A 19089-nucleotide genomic window follows, 5' to 3' on the forward strand; every position below is an offset into this window, starting at 1 on the left:
TTGCTACCCCCGATGAGTTCATCCTTTCATGGGGGAAAGCTCCAATTACTGCCCGATTCAATCGCATTGTGCATTAACTCTCCTAAAATTAGCGGGGGGATTGAGAATTTAAAAAAATAATGGCTCGTAGCCCTACTTTATCTTTTGATCGCGGCACTTTAATATTGCATCCGCCTCCTAGGGGCAAAGCTTGGGTGGAATATGCTACTTGGGACGATCGCGTGGAAAAGTTCCGCATTCCGGCGATTCACTATCGTCAACTGGTGGAAGCACTGCAAGCGGAAGAAACAAATTTTATCGACGAGGCGAAGGGTTTTCAGGCGTTGGAACTCGTCGCCAGCATGGAAATGGAACCCTACCCGCATCAAACTGAGGCGCTGATGGCTTGGAAGCAAGCGGGGCGTCAGGGTGTGGTGGTGCTGCCTACGGCGGCTGGGAAGACTTATCTGGCTCAACTGGCGATGCAGGCGACACCGCGCAGTACATTGATTGTGGTGCCGACACTGGATTTGATGCACCAGTGGTATGCTCATTTGACGGCGGCTTTTCCGGATGCAGAGGTGGGATTGTTGGGAGGTGGTTCGCGGGATAAAACAGCGATTCTGGTTGCCACTTACGACAGTGCGGCAATTCATGCCGAAAGCTTGGGCAATCGATATGCAATGCTCGTGTTTGATGAGTGTCACCACTTACCGACTGATTTTAATCGGGTGATTGCCGAATATGCGATCGCTCCCTACCGACTGGGACTCAGTGCCACTCCTGAGCGTTCTGATGGCAAACACGCCGATCTAAATCTTCTCATTGGTTCCGAAGTTTACCGCAAAACAGCAGAGGAACTTTCTGGTTCGGCACTCGCTGAGCATGAGATCGTGCAGATTAAAGTCAAGTTATCGCAACTAGAGCGCGATCGCTACAACCAGCTCATTCAACTCCGCAACAACTTTTTGCGAGAATCAAATATTTCTCTAGGCAGCATACAAGGCTGGCAGCAATTTGTGATGAGAAGTGCAGGTTCGCCAGCGGGACGCCGTGCGATGTTAGCCCACCGGGAAGCGAAAGATATCGCCTTGGGTACAGACGGCAAACTGCGAATTCTCACCAATTTGATCGCCGAACATCACGCAGAACGAATTCTAATTTTTACTGCTGATAACGCCACTGTTTATCGCATCTCCCAAGATTTCTTAATCCCAGCAATTACCCATCAAACGCCGGTGAAGGAACGCCACGAGATACTAACCCGCTTTCGGGAGGGAGAATACAAAACTCTGATCGCTTCCCACGTCCTAAATGAGGGTGTGGATGTCCCCGCCGCTAGCGTAGCAATTATCTTATCGGGCACAGGTTCGCAGCGTGAGTTTATTCAGCGCATGGGACGGGTTTTGCGGAAAAGTCAAGATAAAAATAAACGCGCTATTCTCTATGAAGTGGTGGCGGAAAATACTAGCGAAGAAGGTACGTCCCAGAGGCGGCGGGGAGATAAGAGAAACGAACCGCCAAGGCGCAGAGAACGCAGAGGAAGAGAGGAGGAGAAAGATAAGCAATTGGAGATTTTGCCGTCTCCACCTACAATTTACGGCGGGAAGTCTAATGTTACCAAAAAAGCAGCGGAGTCTTCAGAAAAATGGAAAGAAGATTGATAATTATTTAGGTTGGGCATTTTTAAACGCTTTCGTAGCGCCAAAGATTACGCAAAGTTGCGTAGAGTATAAGCCTATCTTTGCGTACCGAAAGCGCGTATCGAGAGCGTTTAAAAAAATATACCGTTTTATGTTACCTACTGACCTTTTAATCCACCGTCAAAATGGCGAGACAATTGTCCCGAAGCGCTTGAATATTGATGATAAGAATCTGGGGATTGCATCCGCTCTCATTACCTGTTTTCAGGAGGCGCTGGGTTGCACGCAGGGGGAACTCGATCGCCAGTTGCAGGAATTAGAAGGAGATAGTCCTGATTATCGTCTGAGGCGGGGACTTGCCCACATTCTTAAAAGCAGTTTATGTACGTTTGATGTCGTTAGTCCCTTGGAACCGCAGGAATTGCGGGAACGAGTCTTTGCGCTGGCTGCTCAATCTGTTCCCAGTCCCCAAGCTTCGGTGCAGACACTAAGCTTATTAGCTGACAAACTCAGCCAGGAACTGGATCGAGAAGTGCTGGCAAGTCAAATTCGCCTGGGACTTTACGCAGATTTAGCCGAGAATCGCATCCTCACACAGTTTGACGCTCCCACGCCTGAAAATTTGTTGCACCGCTACAATTTATCCCAGGTGCAGGGTGTCTTCTATCGTGCTAGTCAAATTACCCTGAATGCTCACCGCAACGTTCCGGGCGAATATAAGCTGTTATTCCGCTATCTCAAATTATTTCAACTGATGGCATATATTGAGGGCGATGCGGATCACGGCTTCACGATAACTGTGGATGGCCCTACCAGTTTATTTAAGCCGAGTACGCGCTATGGGTTAGCGATCGCTAAACTCCTCCCAGCTTTACTCCACGTGACTAAATGGAGCTTGAGCGCCACGCTGCAAAACCGCGACGCCTTCACTGGCAACTGGAAAACCGGACGCTTTACGCTGAATTCTGAGTGTGGTTTGGTGTCCCACTACCCACCCGGTAAGCCTTATGACAGTATGTTAGAGGCGTCTTTTGCCGACCGCTGGGACTCGCTGAAAAGTGAATGGGTATTAGAAAGAGAAGTTGACCTTATCCCCATTCCAGGCAGTGTGATGATTCCTGACTTTCGCCTAGTGCATCCCGATGGTCGCACGTTCTTACTAGAAATTGTCGGCTACTGGCGTCCCGAATACTTACAAAAGAAGTTTTCTCAGGTGCGTCGCGCTGAATGCGATAACTTAATCTTAGCGATTTCGGAAAGGCTAAATTTGGAGAAAGCCGGTGTCAAATTGAACGATGTACCGGCAAGAATTGTTTGGTTTAAAGATAAATTAGCACCCAAGGTGGTGTTAGCGGCAATGGATTAATATCTAGTCGTCATAAGTACCAATACGCTTGCTGTTAAAAATAATAGTTGTAGGTTAGTTGAGTAACAGCAACCAACAAATCAGGGCTTACGCAACTTGCGCGACATAGTAAGGGCAACTACAGGGAAATTGAACCGACAAGAACGCTATATGTATAAGCTTTGCGTAAGTTCTGCAAATGCTAACTTTGGTGGTTTTAGCTCTAGTCGAATCTTATTAAGTAGTGCCCACTACGCAAACATTGAGTAGACACTACTTATACTTCTATCGGAAGTAGGAAGACGATTACAGAGGAATGAGTTTTAATCAAGTGCATCCCGATTCTAGGAGAAACCAAGTAGAAACCGATGAATAGAGATATTAAAACTCAAATTAAAACGCGAGTTGGCATGATGTTGATTGTGACTGCTGGAATTGTGCTGAGTTTTCCAGCTACTGCACTAATTAGTAGCCCTAATAATCACTCCAATTCTGTTAGTGACTCCGATCGCGCTGACTTAACTGCGAGTAGCCAAGAGTTATTAGCTCAAGACACGCCAGCCAGTCCCGAACCTAGTCCTGAAGCTAGTCCCGAACCTAGTCCCGAAGCCAGTCCCGAACCTAGTCCCGAACCTAGTCCCGAAGCCAGTCCCGAACCTGCCAGTCCTTCACCCACAAGTACTACGAATAACAGCAATCTCACGCCAGGAATTTGGTTATGTTTAAATAATCCTAATCCGCAGTGTAATAATCCCCGAAGACCTTAGACTCTCCGCCTGTCTGGAGTGCGAAGAAAGTGCGATCGCCCTCCATTGACCTAATAAAAAAGCCCCCGTTTCTGGGGGCTTTCACTTTATGCTTTAGTAGCGACGAGAGAAACTGTTGTTTCTCCGACCGCCACCACCACCACCAGACGGACTTCTGTCTTCGCGGGGCTTGGCTTTATTCACTTTCATGTCACGACCCATCCATTCAGCACCATCCAGGGCTTCAATGACAGCCGTTTCTTCAGCCTCGGTAGACATTTCCACAAAGCCGAAGCCGCGCGGACGACCTGTTTCGCGGTCAGTCGGTAGCTGAACCCGCTTTACAGAACCATATTCTGCAAAAACTCCGGTCAGATCGGCTTCGGTAACGTCGTAGGACAGATTACCTACATAAATAGACATAGATCGTCTCCAAAATCATAGGAATGTAGAGATTTAGATTTCGGAGAGAAGTCTGTTAAGACCAAGACGAAAAAGCCAGTCAATAAAAACAAAACCTTGCAACCGAATCAACTCTCCTTTGAGATGATAGCATCTTATAAATTTATCTGTAAAAGCGGCAGAAAAGTATTACAAAACGCAATATTCAGGATGATGTGGTGGGAAAAGGCGATCGCGCACTTGCAGCGGCACTTCTCTCCCCTTCTCTCCAATTAACCCAGGATAGCGGTGCGCGATCGCATCAAAAGACTAAGTACCAGCATGGGCGAGAAAACCCCGCTCCTATAGCCCTATTTTCCAGTGAAACGGACAGCGCTGAGTGCTGACAAAATGTATCCTCAAGAACAAACAAGGGGGTTAACCCGTGGATAATAAATTGGGGGGAACCGCAAAAGTCCCCCAATTTATCGGGGGATGCAAGGGGGATCTCTGCGTAAGTTCTATGGAATTAACCATATTTATCCAGAAAAATTGTAAAGATAAGATGGCTGATGCCAGCAGCGATTAATCACAAAAGGATTTTTCGATTGATTCAGATTCAACAAACTAAAACAGCAACCAGCAGAAGCATACCCGCTCAAAATTCAAGGACAGCAATCGGGCGTCAGCGACTACCAGGGATAGCTTGGATATTCTGGATACCGATGGCTCTAGGATTGGTGGGGTGCGAACCTACCGCAGATTTATTGCGGCAATTGCCTGGACAGGATGTACCCGAAGCACCGGCATTGCCTAACAGCGCCGCTCAATCCTCCACCATTGCCCAGATGGAAGCCTCTGTCCGTCAGCGTATCAATGAAGTCCGCCAGCAGAATGGCTTAAATCCACTTCAAAACAACGAAAAATTAGCACGGGTTGCTCGCAATTACAGTCAGAAGATGGCTCGTGAGAACTTCTTTGACCACGTTAGTCCAGACGGCAGCACTCTGGCTAAACGGGTTCGGGCTGGGGGAATCTCCTACTGGGTAGTCGGCGAGAATTTGTTTAAAAGTGTTAATGCTCCCCAACCCGTGCCGTTAGCCGTCCAGGGATGGATGAATAGTCCCGGACATCGTGCAAATATTTTGCAAGCCGAATACGCCGAGACGGGTATAGGAGTTTGGCGGCAAGGAAACACTTATTACATTACGCAGTTATTCTTGCGATCGCAATTTTCACCCAAAGATTTATTCAAGTAATTGCGATCGCAATTTGCTTGACGACGATCTGGAAGTGCTGTAATTAAGGAAAAAGCCCTCTTGCCTGTTGAACAAGAGAGCTGCATCTAATGGTGTGAGGAGTAGAACTTTGCAGTTCTTACTATCAGCGTACTCAGCGAATGTGACAGTTCTACCTCTATTAGATGACAATGTTGCGATCGCATCCTCGCTGCTTACCCACTTATCACCTGGTTCCCACAGCCAACCGAATCTTCTACTGGCAGAAAATTAGCATCGTCTCAATTACAAAAATTTACCTAAAAATCTCTCAATTCAAGTGTACAAAATTCCCTAGGCTGGACTCTTGGAACGAAACCCAGCAACCCCTGTACGGCGTTGGGTTGAACGATAGTGAAACCCAACCTACATCTGTATAAACTACATCTGTATAAACTTAAACTTCATCCCAATTCTATTCACTTAAAGTCAATTAACAGGAGGAATCTCAAAATGTCATCCCCAATTCGTCCCCCATTTACTAAAGAAACTGCACTCGCCAAAGTAAAAGCAGCCGAAGACGCTTGGAATACTTGCGATCCTGAACGAGTGGCTAATGCCTATACAGTTGATTCTCAATGGCGAAATCGTACCGAATTTTTTACAGGTCGAGAAGCCATCAAAGAGTTTTTGAAGCGCAAATGGGAAAAAGAACTGGACTATCGTCTGATGAAAGAATTGTGGGCGTACACAGATAATCGGATTTCTGTACGCTTTGAGTATGAATGGCGTGATGCAGAGACTGGTCAATGGTTCCGCACTCATGGAAACGAACACTGGGAATTTGACGCTGATGGGCTGATGAAAAGGCGCGATATGAGCGCTAATGACTACCCAATTCAAGAACAAGAGCGTCGTTACCAATTTTAAGTGAATGCTGAAAAACTTTGCATCAATTCGTTGTGTCGGGCTTTTGCCTAGCCTACATTAATTAGAGAAAATAGAAGAGGAATCAAGGCTTGAGTTGGATCGCGTTAGCATCTTTAGGATTATTTTCACTGGTTGTTTTTAGCTGTTTGGGCGTAAAACTGGCGAAGCAATCAAGCAGTAACTCCCGTTTCAGCGAGTTGTACTTGGTTTGACCTTCTTTTCGGATCTGGATTAACCCCGCTTCCGCCAGTATCTTGGAGTGGTGACAGAAGAGAGCTAAACTAATCCCTAAGTGATTGGCTATCTCGCTTCCGCTCATTTCCTCACAAGAAGCTAACATCTCCACAATCCTCAAGCGTGTAGGATCGGAGAGAGCTGCAAAGATTTTAGCCCGAAGTTCTATGTCCCGAACGGCAGCTTGAGACGCAGAGGGCGGTTGAACGCTATTGTTGTTATCGATCATGGGAAGTAGGGGTTAGTACAAGAAGCCACGAGCAAGCCCCAGCAGGACTCTGCGATTACTCTGATGTCAACGCTAACAGAAGGTTGAACGACGGTACAGGCGTGTCTCACGCTCTGGATCTATGCCGTTGGCTAAAATTTACCGTCTTACTTCTATTTTACGTCTTGGCGCTCAGTAATGAAATAGTTAAATAACTACTTGACTATTAGGGAAAGATTGTTCTAGTATTTAATCAAATGGTTGTTTAACTACTAAACCCTTTAGGGGAATGAAACCAGATTGGTAACTTTTAGCAGCGAGTTGAGTGGACGCGATCGCATGATAATGATGCAATGCGCTTCCTGCAACAGCCGCTGGCATTCCCCTCACGTTGATCTACAGCCTGAAGGAGGCGGGAAACCATGTCAGACAACGCTAAATATGTCACCTTGACCAAAGACAACTTTGAAACCGAAGTCCTAGCAAGTAAAGTTCCAGTTGTGGTAGATTTCTGGGCAGCTTGGTGTGGTCCTTGCCGAATGCTCAACCCATTGGTTGCAGAATTAGCTGCCAATTTTGAAGGAATTGCCAAGGTTGGCAAGCTGAATATTGACGACTATGGACACATCGCTACACAATACAACATCCAAGCCGTTCCCACGCTTCTGTTCTTCAAAGATGGTGTGGTGGTAGATCGAGCCACTGGCGTAGCTGCTTTGGAAGTGCTTGCTGACAAACTTAAAGCTTTACTTCCACAGAACAACTTAACCACAAAGCAAGTGGCGATAAACTAACTTAGGACTTACGCAAGAACTCTCTGAAACTCTTATTCCTTCGTGTACTTTGCGTCCTTCGCGGTTCGTTTTTCCATAACTTATGCGTAAGTCCGTCCTGTAACTGTCCAGTTTGCTTGCGGTTCGGGTAATCATACGCGCCACTCATACACTAGCTTGCTAGAGTTTCTGATGTCTGCGTTGTGCAATCAAAAACTGTAATGTCGTTCCAATGGAGATTAAGCCAATGAGCGCGAATGTCAATCTTTTCTCACCTGTTCAGCTGGGTTCCTTAGAACTTCCCAATCGAATTGTGATGGCTCCGTTAACCCGGATGCGTGCGGGAGCGGGAAATGTTCCCAGAACCATGAATGCTACTTATTATGCACAACGGGCGTCGGCGGGGTTAATTATCGCAGAAGCCACTCAAGTATCGCCTCAAGGACAGGGATATGCGAATACTCCAGGCATTCACTCAGCAGAACAGGTAGCAGGATGGCGACTGGTGACAGATGCAGTTCATGCTCATGGCGGGCGGATTTTCTTACAGCTGTGGCACGTTGGGCGGGTTTCTCACCCATCACTGCAACCAGGAGGAGAACTGCCAGTAGCACCCAGCGCGATCGCACCCGAAGGTGAAGCGATCACTCTTGAAGGGCCAAAACCCTTCGTCACACCTCGCGCCTTAGAAACAGAAGAAATTCCAGAAATCGTCGAACAATACCGCAAAGGGGCAGAAAATGCCTTGGCTGCTGGATTTGACGGGGTTGAAATTCATGGTGCCAACGGTTATCTACTTGACCAGTTTCTTGAGGATGGGACGAACAAACGCACCGACCAATATGGTGGTTCAATTGAGAACCGCGCCCGACTTTTGATGGAAGTGACTGAAGCGGTAGTCAGTGTTTGGGGTGGACAACGGGTAGGAATTCGCCTCTCCCCAAGCGGCACATATAATAGTATGTCCGACTCGAATCCATCTGCTTTGTTCAGTTATGTAGCTGATTCACTCAACCGTTTTAACCTCGCTTATCTCCACATCGTTGAGCCGAGAACCGATGGTAATACTACCCTCGACAACTCTACAGGAGGCTTGTTTACCGAATACTTCCGTCCTATCTTCAAGGGGACTTTAATCGCAGCGGGAGGATATGACCGCGACTTAGGGAATGCTGTTTTGGCTTCTGGTAATGCGGATTTGGTAGCTTATGGCAGGCTGTATATTGCCAATCCAGATTTGCCAGAACGTTTTGCACTCCATGCTCCCCTAAATAAGCCAGATCGCGCCACCTTTTACGGTGGCGATGAGAAAGGATATATCGACTATCCAAGCCTTGAACTACAGACGGCTTGAGTGGATTTAGTTTCTTTACATAGAACCTCTTCCCCAACCCTTCTCTTACGATGCTTGGGTTCTTAGGTTGAGGGTGAAGCATTCGCGCCTTGTACAAGTTACTTAAACCGAAATATAGCAGTCCTAAATGGTTCGTGAAGGCGAGATACCCGACTTCTCTAAGAAGTCGGGTATCTAAGTTTATTTCTGTCTTTAATTCTCGTTCTTAGATTAACTGCGTAAGAAGGTTATGAAGGAACTGTCAGCGACACACCATTGTCTTTTGGTGTCATTTGCAGTAAAAACGGAACCGCTTTTTTAACCCAGTCTTTCACCGCTGTGTAAGCAGCCGCCTCTTCTCCAAAACAAATCTCTAACATATTGGTATGAATAATGCCTGGGTTGAGGGGAATCGCCGCCATTCCCGAAGGTAATTCTTGAGCCAACGACTGAGTTAATCCTTCAATTGCCCACTTGGAAGCACAGTAGGGTGCAACTTCAGGCGAGGTGGAACGACCCCAACCTGAACTCAAGTTGACAATGATGCCACTATTGTTTTTAATCATGGCTGGAACAAAGTAGCGAATTACATTAGCGACTCCTTTAATATTTACATCAATGAGTCGAGAAAATTCCTCGTTATCGACTTCCCAAAGTGGGGCGGGTTGATTAATTAATGCGGCATTATTAATTAATAAATCGGGGGATGAGTAGTTAGCTAACAGTTGCTCAGCCCAGGCTTTCACTTGAGGTTCGTCCGCAACATCCACGCTGGCAAAATGATGGGGCGTTCCAAATTTGCGCTTAAGGTTCTGTGTTGCTTCCGTTGAACGGGCGCACCCACAAACTGTATGCCCCAGCTCAATAAATTTTTCAGTCATGGCAAGACCGAGACCCCGACTTACCCCTGTAATTACGATCAGTTTTTTCATAAGTTATACCAATCTTGGATTTTAGATTTGGGATTTTGGAATGGTCAGACGTGGAAACGCAATTATTCGCATTTCTACTACCCCAAATTTAATTGCCAGCTAAGGGTGAATTGTGCCATCAGGCATCATTGCCTTTTGGAGTATAGTCCGCGTCAGGTTAATGCCAGTGAGGTTAGCGCCGGTGAGGTTAGCGCCGGTGAGGTTAGCGCCGGTGAGATTAGCGCCCCTAAGGTTTGCTTTGTTCAAATTAGCGCCGGTGAGGTTCGCTTTGCTGAGGTTAGCCCATCGGAAGTCAGCCTGAGTCATGTTAGCTTCGCTGAGGTTAGCCCTGAAGAGATAAGCATCATTGAAGTGAGCCTCGATCAAGTTTGCTTTGTGCAGGTCAGCTTTGTAAAGGTAAGCTCCAATTAGTTCAGCGTCGTGAAGATTAGCATTACTGAGATCGACGGCAATTAAGTTCGCTGCAATCAGGTTAGCTTCGCTGAGGTTAGTTCTCGTCAGCTTTGCTGCACCGAGATCGGCTTTGTGAAGGTTAGCGCCTCTGAGATCGGTTCCGATCAGGTTCGCATTACTTAGATTCGCTCTTTTTAGGTTAGCGCCTCTGAGGTCAGCCCCGATCAGGTTCGCATTGCCCAAATCGGCATCGCTGAGGTTGGCTTTGCTCAGGTTAGCAATGCTGAGGTTGGCGTTACTCAGGTTAGCTTCGATCAGGGAAGCGGAGTGGAGGTTAGCATCGCTGAGGTTAGCATGACTGAGGTTAGCGGCGATGAGTAAACTATTGCACAGATTCGCCCTTCTCAGATTAGCCCCTGTGAGGATTGCCCCTCTGAGGTTCACCCCTGTGAGGTTGGCTTCGCTCAAATCTGGTTCTATTTGTTGGTTTTTCCTTCTCCACTCAATCCATTTCACTGCACCGTTCTGAAGTAGTGCAAGATGCTCTAGATTTGCCATTTGGATTTCCTTTGCTTAATCCACCAGTGCTAACGCATTGACTGTAATCTGAAGTGGCTTTCTTTCAAAGAAAGCGATCGCATTCCCCATCTCTCCCTCGTCATCAATCTCCTTCAGCTATTCTTGACGCCAACTAGCAGGATTTTCACGACCAGGCAAGCTTTCCAGCGCCACCAACGCCGCCGCAGAACCCGCCAGAATATTCTGTTCTTCTCCGCCCAAATAGAGGCGTCCGAAGCTTCCCACAGCCTGAACTTCCAAGATGTTAATTGCCGCCGCTTTCTCCGCCGCGTTCGCCGCCAGCGCTGCATAAGCGGCAGGTTGAACTTCTAATACATAAAGCGTTTGTCCTGCTAGAAGTAGCTGTCCTCGGCGCGTGCGATTGATCAGCTGCGTTTGGTGAGCATCAATGTTGCGGATAATCTGGCTAGAAACGACGTGCGGCTTGAGACATTCGTCTCGATCAACTCCCAGCGCCTCCAGAATGGCAATGCCTGCCGCCCGCGTCTCTCCTTGGCGGCTGGAATGCACTTCTAGTAGCCCATACAGTCGTTCGACTACCTGCACCCCTGGACGTACAGAGGCAGCTTTGAGGGCGACATCAGTAATCCGGTTGATTTCAATGCCCGGTGAGATTTCAATCCACAGCGACGTATCTCCTGGCAATGGCAAGAACCCTAGCGCTACCGTCCCCATGTAAGCTGCGTGCTGAGGCTGCAAGCTGTCTAGAAATACGTAACTGCGTAGTTCTATGCCCAAGGTGATTATCTCCGGAGGTTAGGAAAAAGGAATCGGGTGCAACATCTGAGTTTACCGCGATCTCAGATCGCCAGAAACTGCGTCTGGTCAGCCGGTCAGGGAAGCGAGAGTCTTCAGGTGGCGCGATCGCGTTTAGGTACCTGAAGACTCACGCAACCAGGGTTCTACCTATTTATAGACCATCGGGTTCTACCCCTTTATAGACACAACTACCCAGGCAGGCGCGTTACCTTAATTTACATAAGTTAACGATAAAAGAATACACCTTTAAGTTATGATGCCTAATCTCTGGGAAGCGACAAAAGAATATTGGCGCAAATTAGATGAGCTAGAAGCTGCCTATCAAAAGGGCGAAGTCTCGATTGAACAGGTAGATGCTAAAGTTCAATTGCTGATGGCGCAACTAGGACGAGAACGCCGTGCAACATTCGCCTATGTTTTTTATAGCTTGCGCCGTCTTTGGGATGAGCAACGGGAAACCATTGTTGGGGTGGCAATTCTCGGAGTTCTGGCGGTTTTCCTTCAAATTGAATACACCTGAAATTCCTAAATCTGGAAAGATGACCGACGCTTAGGTAAGCTGGGATGTATTGAGTGTGTCACGTTACAAGAAAGCGATCGCCTAGAGACAAGCTTTAATATCTGAGTCGCCGATCGATTTTGCCTCATCTAGTCAGCTATCAACCGTAATGTAAAGATTTTTGTCTGGCGCGTGTCAGTTAATAAAGTGTCACGTACTAGAGGATTGATTCGATTGAACAAGCGATATTCTTTATTTGTGTGAGGAGCGAGTTTAAAAGAAAAAGCGTTTGGGGTCGAAACACGGCAAGACTCCCAAGCGCTTTTTCATGTCCGCCAAAATCCCTCAACAACGAACTACAGCTTCAGATTCAGGGCTTATCTTGCCTCCAGAAACGACACATTTGGACTGATAAGCAGGTGGCAATCCTGATGATGGCGAATTGATGGGGCTTTTGACCTCTCCGTAACCCTTCCCTACAAGACTACCGTGTACACACAAGTCGCAGACCTCTCCCTAACCCTTCCCTACAAGGGGAGGGAAAAGGAATAAATTTTTTTGGCTGGAGAGGGGCTTTGAAGATGGCTCCGGCTCCCTTTCCCTACCAGGGAAGGGGTTGGGGGTAAGGGAGTGTCCGATCCGAAAAGTATTGGACTAGATGATTTGTTACATTTTGTTTATTCCGGGATGTAGATACGCTGCTGAGTGATGAGCGTCTAGAGTAACCAGTAGCAGAACACTTTTTGAGATTAAGCACCGATGACAGACGAGCCACGGCTAGAGGAACAGGCGCTCTCGCAGGCAGTGGAAATGGGGCTATCTAGCCTGCTGGATGACGCAGAGAACATAGATGTAGATGTCCGAACCGATTTGCTGAAGATGGCGCAAGGACAGGCAGATTCAGTTTCGGTTGAAGGTCGGGGTCTGGCGATTCAGAAAGATATCCGCGTGCAGGAAATGGAATTGCACGCCGATAATGTTGCGATCAATCTCTTTGACGCGATTTTCGGTCAGATTAAGCTAAACCATCCGCTAGATGCAACTGCCCGTGTTGTACTCACCGAACAAGATATTAACCGCGCTTTAAGCTCAGACTACATCCGCAGCAAATTTCAAAGCATGGAGTTGAATGCGGATGGTCAAATCGTGACCTTGGAACCGCAACAACTGGAGATGCATCTGCCGGGTGACGGCAAGATGGAATTCAGTGGAAAGATGCTACTGCATGACGTGGATAAGGCTCGGCAAGTCGGTTTCGCCGCCGTAGTGCGTCCGCGCACTTCTTCAACGCCAATCTTGTTGGAGGGGTTTAGCTGCAATCCTGGAGAAGGGATTTCACTGGAACTCACGATCGCCTTGATGGAGAAGTTAGGAGAATTGGCGAACTTACCCTATTTTGACCTGCAAGGAATGGCAATCCGCATTAAGGAGCTGTATGTGGAAGAGGGTAGTTTAACCCTTTATACCGAAGCCTACGTCAAGCAAATTCCCAATTAACGATCGAGGATGGAGGGCGCGATCGCATAAGCAAGCGGTTCTCCGTTCAACCCATTAGTTCCGCCTGCACGTAGCGCATCTGAAAACCGCGATAACCCCAGCTTCAAGGAGGAAGCCATGACAGAGTTTCAAGATTTTCTAAAGCACCAATTTGCCTATGTTGCGATTGGAGAATTCAAACCTGGCAAGTTTGATGAGGCTGAGCAACTCTATGAAAAAGCTGTCTCAACCTATACGCAAGGCTTTAAGGGGTCGTACTTACTGCAAGAACCGGGGACTGACCGAGGAATCGCGATTATTCTTTGGGAGAGTGTGGAAGATATGCAAGCTAATCAAAGCGAGGCTTATCAAGCCATATTAAATCAGATGAATCCTTTGTTTGAGAAACCGCCGACCACTGCTTTTTATGAAATCGTTAGTGAAATTCAGCCCATAAATGAAAGTGGTGAATCTCCATCCATATAGTCAACCCGAAAAAGCGATCGCTCTATCCGGTCGGAGAAATTTGAGTCATTTGATGTCAAAGGCGTTCTCGCTGGCACTTCTGACTCCAACTTGATGGCTAGATCGATCAAGAATCGCACATGGCTGATGGTTGAGGCAAGACCAGCTTCGTTTACGGGACACCCGAACTGGGGGAAGAATTCTTGCGGATGTTGCCAACGCAACCATAGCTTTCCATCAATCACTTTTGTACTGATTGACCAGCCTTTATATTGGCTGGGAACTTCTTTAATGTCAGTATCAGCGGCGTTGGATGGTACTGAGAATTGGGGTTGACTGGATGGGAGCATCATTAGGGCACGGGAACTCGATGCCCTTACTATCAGTGAAAATACTGTGGCGGGTCGTGATTCAACCCGCAAGCAAAAGTGATTGTTTAAAGCGATTCAGGTGACAGAACAATGAAATCGTTCGTGATGCGCTTCGCACTGATGGTGTGAGGCACGTCACATTTGCCAGCGGGAAGGCTTGGTGGGAATTAAACTTGTGGCGTTACCATGTCATGCGAGTTGCATTCAAAGAGCCAGGACTTACGCAACATCACCACATATGGGGGCAATCCCCCTGTGGTTGCCCCTACAAAATGCTATATGCATAAACTTTGCGTAAGTCCTAAGAGCGTAGGGTGGGTTGAGCAACAGCGAAACCAACAGAACATCAGCATTTGTTGGGTAACGCTCATCTCAACCCAACCTACTAGCTACGCATTTGAAAGGATCTCACAGCAGCTTCAGTGCGTGACCCAAACGTCACCTAGGACAATAGCAACAAATCTGCTCTTGAGGTGCGATCGCATCCACGACTAAACCGATGAAGGTAATTCAGCAAACTTTTACATTACTCACACTGCGAGAACGCCCAGTTGGCATTTGGATGCTGAGCAGTTTTACCGCTGTTTTAGGGCTTCTTGTTTTTATCTCTTCCAATTGGCCTATTGATTTTTTTGGATTGTTCTGTATTGTTTGTGCTAACTTGATGATGTTTGGAAGTCCGGTGAAGAGTTGCCGATTTGACAAACATCTCAATCGAGTAATTCTCAAACAAAAAGGCTGGTTGGGAACTCAAGTAACGGGTTATTCAATTGACAAGATTACGGGCGTTCAAGTAGAAGAATCCAACTTGGGAGGAATTCGCTTTTACCGGCTTAGTCTGACGCTTTTATCAGGACAGCGATTTTATTTAACTCCGATTCCTAGCACTGACTGGGAATTACAACAAAGTTTGGCTAGCTACATCCAACAATTTCTAAGCCATTAAAGTGGCGACAAAAACCCTATAGCGACTCTTTTGGGTAGAGGCGATAGGAAAGCGCACAAAGAGTCACGCTGTTTACCAATCCACCTCATCCTCATCAATCCGTTTGAGCTGGGAATGATGAGGAAAGTCATACCAGCCATCATCCGTTGTATAGCCTATGCGATCGCCTGCCTCGTACTTCACCACTACCCCTTCCGTACAAAAGTCCAAGCGCCTGACTCGACACCCAACCGGAAACTGCTCAACCAGTTTGGGTGAGGTGTAGGGTTTGAAAGCGATCGCGCTATTGTTCACCATTTTCAGACCTCGGCGCGAAGAGTGCTGCCACGAGCAATGCTAGTTTGAGTGTAGCCCCTTCACTCCACTACTGCTAGTGTTGCTAATTATAGTAAAGTATGTTTTAACCCTACCAGTGGAACCGGGAGGAACTCAAGGAAATGCAGGCGATCGTTGCGGGACGCTGATTTCATTGGGAAAGCCAGTCCTCGGCTACAAGGCGACCAAAGCGCTAGACCAGTTGCTAGCCTCGACTAATTTGATCAAAGAGTATCATCTGCACCCCTGATAATGGAGGAACTGGTAGTCATAGTCCGAACCGCAAGGAGAGCTAGACATCCAGGCTTCACTGGTCAAGAAGTGCTGCATTCTGGCAACAAAAACAGGTAGGGACTGGTGTGTATGTTTTACAAAATTCTCGTGGCAATGGATAGCTCTGAAATCGGCAAGCAAGTCTTTGATGAAGCCGTATCCTTAGCGAAAGCGTTTCATGCCAGTCTGATGCTATTGCACGTCCTATCTGCGAATGAAGAGGGCAGTCCAGGGATTCCAGGAATGCCCGGTCTGGACTACTATCCTTGGCGACGCGATGATGTCCCAAGCGACTATCGACAGCAGTGGGATGCATTTGAAAGTCAATACTTAGCGCTACTGCGATCGCGTGTAGATGAAGCAACGAAGGCAGGAATCAGTGCCGAATTCACCCAAAGCCTTGGCAGTCGAGGTGAAAACATCTGTGACTTAGCTCAAACTTGGGGTGCCGATCTCATCGTAATGGGGCGTCGGGGTCGTTCTGGGATTGGTGAGTTAGTTCTCGGTAGTGTCAGCAATTACGTCCTCCATCATGCCTCCTGCTCGGTTCTGGTTGTGCATCGTTAAGTTCCCAAATGGCACGGGAAGGGTGTTTTAGGGGAACGAAGGCAAAACAAGCAAAAGCGATCGCAGCATTGTTATTCACTTGTCATACCCCTGTCACATTCACGACTTATGCTTGTTTTTAAGAAGCATGGTGAAAACCCTTCTCACACCCATCAGTTAGACGATGCCCTTTCAGCAGAAGAGATGAGAGGGCATTTTTATTAGTGAGCGATCGCTTGAGTGTCACTCATTTGAGCTACCTCAAATAAGCTTCACTCAAAAAAGCGACTGGAAACCAGCCTTGAACAATCGCTATATATAAATCTATCTACCACTCAAGAACTGCTTACTCATCAGTGAGATTATGCCTTCTATAAAGAAGGCTTTTTTGTGAAATGCGATTGGCATCGGGTGTAGGGACACGGCAATGCCGTGTCCCTATGGCAAAGCATCTGGATTCATCTTGGCATCTCATAGAGGCGAAGCATTCCGTAAACAAGCTGTCGCCAACAAGATAAATACTTTATTGGATACCATTTCACTTTTGTGAGTCTACACATCAGCTCCCCCCAACCCTGGCGCTTACGCACCACTGCGCTAGAAAAAGGGAAGTTCAGAACAAGATTAAGCGTAACCTTAAAACAGTGAATGGGTATGAAATAGTAGCTGTTCAATAATTCCTCCCAGACTAGAAAAATTGACTCATTTTGTGAGTTCATCGCAAAATGCCCCGGAGACAGCCCAATTCGTGAAGCATAGTGGTAAGAAATCACCGAAATCCCTACCTTTTTCGCACAATGATGAGTAAGGCACATTGCCGTTAGGAATCGGTAAAACCAGAAGCACAGAAGCGATCGCTTCTGTGTGAAACCATGCCAACAACGATTGGCTTTCCCCATCAAGCAGGAGGATTGCATGGCATCCCGTTATGAATTGGTTGATAGGAGTCAATTGGACTGGCTCATTCTTTATCGTCTAGGGATGATTGCCTGTGCGCCACTCGCTGCCGAGTTGATTGGCAGTGCATTTAATATCTGGTACAACCTGACCCAGATTCAATCGCTGCTGACTCCTGCTCAGAATAGAGTATTTGTCAATACTCTCTTGGTTTATAACGTCGTAGTCTACCCAATCGCTCTGTTCCTATGGGTGCAGATCGTGCTGTCGCTACAGCGCCCTTTACAGAAGATACTGCACCGCCAAACCTTGAGAGCCGAACATCTGATTAAAGCGAGACAACGAGCGATTAATCTGCCGTGGTGGGGAATGCTTGTGGCTGGAATCGGTTGGCTGTTGTGCATTCCCGTATTTCTACTCGCCCTGAATTATGCTCCGGGAACGCTCGACCCGCGCGTATTCTTGCACCTGCCGATTTCGGTGATCGTTGCAGCGCTGATTGCCATCCCTCAAGGTTTTTTTACCGTTGAGCTGTTAAGCCAGCGACTGTTGTACCCCTTGCTGTTTCAAGAAGCTCACCCGGCTGAAACACCGGGGGCTTTTCCCCTCTCGCTTCGGCAACGAGGACTCATGTGGGCAGTATCGGCTGGAGTATGCCCCATCGCTTCGCTGTTACTTTTAAGCTTGACCTATAGTGCATCCGCAACGCCAGATCCCTGGTTCACCTTATCCGTCGGGGGGCTGGGTATGGTCTTCGGGTTTACCAGTGCTTGGATGGTCGGTCAATTAGTCGTTGAACCAGTAGAGATGCTACAGCAGGCGGCTCGCACTGTGGCAGCGGGGAACCTCAACATTCGCCTTACCTTGCTGCGAGCCGACGAATTTGGTCCCTTAATTGATGACTTTAACGACATGATTGAGGAGTTGCGAGAGAAGCAACGCTTGCAAGAAACCTTTGGTCGTCATGTCGGTCAAACAGCCGCTCAACAGATTCTCCAGCGCGATCCCAGCTTAGGCGGAGTCGAGCAGGAATTAACGATTCTATTTGCTGACATCCGCAACTTTACAGCCCGATGCGCTGTTTCCTCTCCCCAGCAAGTCGTGACTATGCTGAACTTGTTCCTGACTGAAATGGTAAAAATTGTTGAGCAGCAGCATGGGGGGATGGTAAACAAATTCTTAGGGGATGGATTTATGGCGCTGTTTGGGGTGGGAGATGACCCACACAATCATGCTGCCAAGGCTGTTGCAGCGGCTCAACAAATGCTCGTCAGCCTGCAATCTATTAATAGCGACCTAGAAAAACAGGGGCAAGCTCCTTTAGCAATGGGAATTGGCATTCATACGGGGTCTGTGGTGTTGGGCAGTATCGGCTCGCCCCAGCGCTTGGAGTACACTGCGATCGGAGATCCGGTGAACGTCGCCTCGCGGATCGAATCTTTGACCAAGGAACTCGGAAAACCGTTGCTGCTGAGTGCGGCGACTCACAAGCAATTACCCTCACCCTCGACAATTTCGACCCAAGAATTGCCTCCCCAGCAAGTGAAGGGGCAACCCCACCCGATTATTGTGTATTGCCTAAAGGAATAGTCGGCATCCACGCCTAATTCACTGACCGAAACAGGAGGGAGGAGGGAGGAGGGAGGACTGAGGACTGAGGACTGAGGACTGAGGAGGGAGGACTGAGGAGGGAGGAAGGAGGACTGAGGAGGGAGGAAGGAGGACTGAGGAGGGAGGAGGGAGGAAGAAGGACTGAGGACTGAGGACTGAGGATTGAGGAGTGAGGACTGAGGAGTTACGCTTTTTCAATGGTTTCAGGAGTTTTGTCAGTGAATTATGCCTTCACGCT

At 47.7% G+C, this 19089-nt stretch carries 24 protein-coding genes; 15 read left to right on the forward strand and 9 right to left on the reverse strand.

Going from position 1 to position 19089, the window contains the following annotated elements; genetic code table 11:
• Positions 1-119: 119 nt before the first annotated feature.
• From AC2VDX_RS10810 to AC2VDX_RS10820, 3 genes are all read left to right on the forward strand, one after another.
• Entirely contained in the window at positions 120-1643 is a 1524-nt protein-coding gene (locus AC2VDX_RS10810) for a DEAD/DEAH box helicase (RefSeq protein ID WP_378179797.1), read from the forward strand.
• 130 nt (positions 1644-1773) lie between these two features.
• A complete protein-coding gene (locus AC2VDX_RS10815; RefSeq protein WP_378179794.1) occupies positions 1774-2988 on the forward strand; it encodes a DUF790 family protein in 1215 nt (404 codons plus the stop codon).
• A gap of 347 nt (positions 2989-3335) precedes the next feature.
• A complete protein-coding gene (locus tag AC2VDX_RS10820; protein ID WP_378179792.1) occupies positions 3336-3734 on the forward strand; it encodes a hypothetical protein in 399 nt (132 codons plus the stop codon).
• 93 nt (positions 3735-3827) lie between these two features.
• On the opposite strand, the gene AC2VDX_RS10825 is transcribed toward AC2VDX_RS10820, so the two are convergent.
• Positions 3828-4136: an RNA-binding regulator gene (locus tag AC2VDX_RS10825; protein WP_378179789.1), complete on the reverse strand. Its 309-nt coding sequence runs from the start codon at positions 4134-4136 to the stop codon at positions 3828-3830.
• 683 nt (positions 4137-4819) lie between these two features.
• Here AC2VDX_RS10825 and AC2VDX_RS10830 point away from each other — a divergent pair.
• From AC2VDX_RS10830 to AC2VDX_RS10840, 3 genes are all read left to right on the forward strand, one after another.
• Positions 4820-5353: a CAP domain-containing protein gene (locus tag AC2VDX_RS10830; RefSeq protein WP_378180007.1), complete on the forward strand. Its 534-nt coding sequence runs from the start codon at positions 4820-4822 to the stop codon at positions 5351-5353.
• A 109-nt stretch (positions 5354-5462) separates the two neighbouring features.
• Positions 5463-5606: a hypothetical protein gene (locus AC2VDX_RS10835; protein WP_378179786.1), complete on the forward strand. Its 144-nt coding sequence runs from the start codon at positions 5463-5465 to the stop codon at positions 5604-5606.
• 218 nt (positions 5607-5824) lie between these two features.
• Positions 5825-6241, forward strand: a complete 417-nt coding sequence (locus tag AC2VDX_RS10840) for a nuclear transport factor 2 family protein (RefSeq protein ID WP_378179783.1) — start codon at positions 5825-5827, stop codon at positions 6239-6241.
• A gap of 82 nt (positions 6242-6323) precedes the next feature.
• Here the strand turns inward: AC2VDX_RS10840 and AC2VDX_RS10845 are convergent, their stop codons facing one another.
• Positions 6324-6704: an ArsR/SmtB family transcription factor gene (locus AC2VDX_RS10845; RefSeq protein ID WP_378179780.1), complete on the reverse strand. Its 381-nt coding sequence runs from the start codon at positions 6702-6704 to the stop codon at positions 6324-6326.
• 401 nt (positions 6705-7105) lie between these two features.
• On the opposite strand from AC2VDX_RS10845, the gene trxA reads away from it, so the two are divergent.
• Together trxA and AC2VDX_RS10855 are read left to right on the forward strand one after the other, a co-directional pair.
• Positions 7106-7477, forward strand: a complete 372-nt coding sequence (gene trxA, locus AC2VDX_RS10850) for a thioredoxin (protein WP_378179777.1) — start codon at positions 7106-7108, stop codon at positions 7475-7477.
• 226 nt (positions 7478-7703) lie between these two features.
• Positions 7704-8810, forward strand: coding sequence for an alkene reductase (locus tag AC2VDX_RS10855; protein ID WP_378179774.1), 1107 nt, complete (start codon positions 7704-7706; stop codon positions 8808-8810).
• A gap of 227 nt (positions 8811-9037) precedes the next feature.
• On the opposite strand, the gene AC2VDX_RS10860 is transcribed toward AC2VDX_RS10855, so the two are convergent.
• The 3 genes from AC2VDX_RS10860 to ccmP all read right to left on the reverse strand — a co-directional run bounded on the left by AC2VDX_RS10860 (position 9038) and on the right by ccmP (position 11431).
• Positions 9038-9721: an SDR family oxidoreductase gene (locus AC2VDX_RS10860; protein WP_378179771.1), complete on the reverse strand. Its 684-nt coding sequence runs from the start codon at positions 9719-9721 to the stop codon at positions 9038-9040.
• Between the two features lie 99 nt (positions 9722-9820).
• On the reverse strand, positions 9821-10672 hold the full coding sequence (locus AC2VDX_RS10865) for a pentapeptide repeat-containing protein (protein ID WP_378179767.1): 852 nt from the start codon (positions 10670-10672) through the stop codon (positions 9821-9823).
• Positions 10673-10789: 117 nt separating this feature from the next.
• Positions 10790-11431, reverse strand: coding sequence for a beta-carboxysome protein CcmP (ccmP, locus tag AC2VDX_RS10870; protein WP_378179765.1), 642 nt, complete (start codon positions 11429-11431; stop codon positions 10790-10792).
• A gap of 274 nt (positions 11432-11705) precedes the next feature.
• On the opposite strand from ccmP, the gene AC2VDX_RS10875 reads away from it, so the two are divergent.
• Positions 11706-11972, forward strand: coding sequence for a hypothetical protein (locus tag AC2VDX_RS10875; protein ID WP_378179762.1), 267 nt, complete (start codon positions 11706-11708; stop codon positions 11970-11972).
• Positions 11973-12710: 738 nt separating this feature from the next.
• A complete protein-coding gene (locus AC2VDX_RS10880) occupies positions 12711-13448 on the forward strand; it encodes an LmeA family phospholipid-binding protein (RefSeq protein WP_378179759.1) in 738 nt (245 codons plus the stop codon).
• Here the strand turns inward: AC2VDX_RS10880 and AC2VDX_RS10885 are convergent.
• Positions 13445-13567, reverse strand: a complete 123-nt coding sequence (locus AC2VDX_RS10885; protein ID WP_378179756.1) for a hypothetical protein — start codon at positions 13565-13567, stop codon at positions 13445-13447. The genes AC2VDX_RS10880 and AC2VDX_RS10885 overlap by 4 nt on opposite strands.
• Here AC2VDX_RS10885 and AC2VDX_RS10890 point away from each other — a divergent pair.
• Positions 13566-13913, forward strand: coding sequence for an antibiotic biosynthesis monooxygenase (locus AC2VDX_RS10890; protein WP_378179753.1), 348 nt, complete (start codon positions 13566-13568; stop codon positions 13911-13913). The two genes, AC2VDX_RS10885 and AC2VDX_RS10890, sit on opposite strands and share 2 nt — an antisense overlap.
• Here the strand turns inward: AC2VDX_RS10890 and AC2VDX_RS10895 are convergent.
• The gene (locus AC2VDX_RS10895) at positions 13874-14245 is read right to left on the reverse strand and encodes a hypothetical protein (protein ID WP_378179750.1); all 372 of its coding nucleotides are present in this window, start codon (positions 14243-14245) and stop codon (positions 13874-13876) included. The genes AC2VDX_RS10890 and AC2VDX_RS10895 overlap by 40 nt on opposite strands.
• A 517-nt stretch (positions 14246-14762) precedes the next feature.
• Between AC2VDX_RS10895 and AC2VDX_RS10900 the strand changes: the two genes are divergently transcribed.
• Positions 14763-15209 (forward strand): hypothetical protein, encoded by a 447-nt coding sequence (locus tag AC2VDX_RS10900; protein ID WP_378179747.1) that lies wholly within the window; start codon positions 14763-14765, stop codon positions 15207-15209.
• 72 nt (positions 15210-15281) lie between these two features.
• On the opposite strand, the gene AC2VDX_RS10905 is transcribed toward AC2VDX_RS10900, so the two are convergent.
• Positions 15282-15506: a hypothetical protein gene (locus AC2VDX_RS10905; RefSeq protein ID WP_378179744.1), complete on the reverse strand. Its 225-nt coding sequence runs from the start codon at positions 15504-15506 to the stop codon at positions 15282-15284.
• 76 nt (positions 15507-15582) lie between these two features.
• Between AC2VDX_RS10905 and AC2VDX_RS10910 the strand changes: the two genes are divergently transcribed.
• From AC2VDX_RS10910 to AC2VDX_RS10920, 3 genes are all read left to right on the forward strand, one after another.
• On the forward strand, positions 15583-15774 hold the full coding sequence (locus AC2VDX_RS10910; protein WP_378179741.1) for a hypothetical protein: 192 nt from the start codon (positions 15583-15585) through the stop codon (positions 15772-15774).
• A gap of 113 nt (positions 15775-15887) precedes the next feature.
• The gene (locus AC2VDX_RS10915; RefSeq protein WP_378179738.1) at positions 15888-16364 is read left to right on the forward strand and encodes a universal stress protein; all 477 of its coding nucleotides are present in this window, start codon (positions 15888-15890) and stop codon (positions 16362-16364) included.
• An 894-nt stretch (positions 16365-17258) separates the two neighbouring features.
• A complete protein-coding gene (locus AC2VDX_RS10920; protein ID WP_378179736.1) occupies positions 17259-18830 on the forward strand; it encodes an adenylate/guanylate cyclase domain-containing protein in 1572 nt (523 codons plus the stop codon).
• A gap of 18 nt (positions 18831-18848) precedes the next feature.
• Here AC2VDX_RS10920 and AC2VDX_RS10925 read toward each other — a convergent pair whose 3' ends face one another.
• On the reverse strand, positions 18849-19049 hold the full coding sequence (locus AC2VDX_RS10925; RefSeq protein WP_378179734.1) for a hypothetical protein: 201 nt from the start codon (positions 19047-19049) through the stop codon (positions 18849-18851).
• Positions 19050-19089: the final 40 nt, after the last annotated feature.

Source organism: Coleofasciculus sp. H7-1 (assembly GCF_057473865.1).

Excerpts from the sequence above, each read along its gene's own strand:
- AC2VDX_RS10810 (WP_378179797.1), top strand. The coding sequence starts at position 120 with ATGGCTCGTAGCCCTACTTTATCTTTTGATCGCGGCACTTTAATATTG.
- AC2VDX_RS10815 (WP_378179794.1), top strand. The coding sequence starts at position 1,774 with ATGTTACCTACTGACCTTTTAATCCACCGTCAAAATGGCGAGACAATT.
- AC2VDX_RS10820 (WP_378179792.1), top strand. The coding sequence starts at position 3,336 with ATGAATAGAGATATTAAAACTCAAATTAAAACGCGAGTTGGCATGATG.
- AC2VDX_RS10825 (WP_378179789.1), bottom strand. The coding sequence starts at position 4,136 with ATGTCTATTTATGTAGGTAATCTGTCCTACGACGTTACCGAAGCCGAT.
- AC2VDX_RS10830 (WP_378180007.1), top strand. The coding sequence starts at position 4,820 with ATGGCTCTAGGATTGGTGGGGTGCGAACCTACCGCAGATTTATTGCGG.
- AC2VDX_RS10840 (WP_378179783.1), top strand. The coding sequence starts at position 5,825 with ATGTCATCCCCAATTCGTCCCCCATTTACTAAAGAAACTGCACTCGCC.
- AC2VDX_RS10845 (WP_378179780.1), bottom strand. The coding sequence starts at position 6,704 with ATGATCGATAACAACAATAGCGTTCAACCGCCCTCTGCGTCTCAAGCT.
- trxA (WP_378179777.1), top strand. The coding sequence starts at position 7,106 with ATGTCAGACAACGCTAAATATGTCACCTTGACCAAAGACAACTTTGAA.
- AC2VDX_RS10855 (WP_378179774.1), top strand. The coding sequence starts at position 7,704 with ATGAGCGCGAATGTCAATCTTTTCTCACCTGTTCAGCTGGGTTCCTTA.
- AC2VDX_RS10860 (WP_378179771.1), bottom strand. The coding sequence starts at position 9,721 with ATGAAAAAACTGATCGTAATTACAGGGGTAAGTCGGGGTCTCGGTCTT.
- AC2VDX_RS10865 (WP_378179767.1), bottom strand. The coding sequence starts at position 10,672 with ATGGCAAATCTAGAGCATCTTGCACTACTTCAGAACGGTGCAGTGAAA.
- AC2VDX_RS10875 (WP_378179762.1), top strand. The coding sequence starts at position 11,706 with ATGATGCCTAATCTCTGGGAAGCGACAAAAGAATATTGGCGCAAATTA.
- AC2VDX_RS10880 (WP_378179759.1), top strand. The coding sequence starts at position 12,711 with ATGACAGACGAGCCACGGCTAGAGGAACAGGCGCTCTCGCAGGCAGTG.
- AC2VDX_RS10890 (WP_378179753.1), top strand. The coding sequence starts at position 13,566 with ATGACAGAGTTTCAAGATTTTCTAAAGCACCAATTTGCCTATGTTGCG.
- AC2VDX_RS10885 (WP_378179756.1), bottom strand. The coding sequence starts at position 13,567 with ATGGCTTCCTCCTTGAAGCTGGGGTTATCGCGGTTTTCAGATGCGCTA.
- AC2VDX_RS10895 (WP_378179750.1), bottom strand. The coding sequence starts at position 14,245 with ATGATGCTCCCATCCAGTCAACCCCAATTCTCAGTACCATCCAACGCC.
- AC2VDX_RS10900 (WP_378179747.1), top strand. The coding sequence starts at position 14,763 with ATGAAGGTAATTCAGCAAACTTTTACATTACTCACACTGCGAGAACGC.
- AC2VDX_RS10905 (WP_378179744.1), bottom strand. The coding sequence starts at position 15,506 with ATGGTGAACAATAGCGCGATCGCTTTCAAACCCTACACCTCACCCAAA.
- AC2VDX_RS10915 (WP_378179738.1), top strand. The coding sequence starts at position 15,888 with ATGTTTTACAAAATTCTCGTGGCAATGGATAGCTCTGAAATCGGCAAG.
- AC2VDX_RS10920 (WP_378179736.1), top strand. The coding sequence starts at position 17,259 with ATGGCATCCCGTTATGAATTGGTTGATAGGAGTCAATTGGACTGGCTC.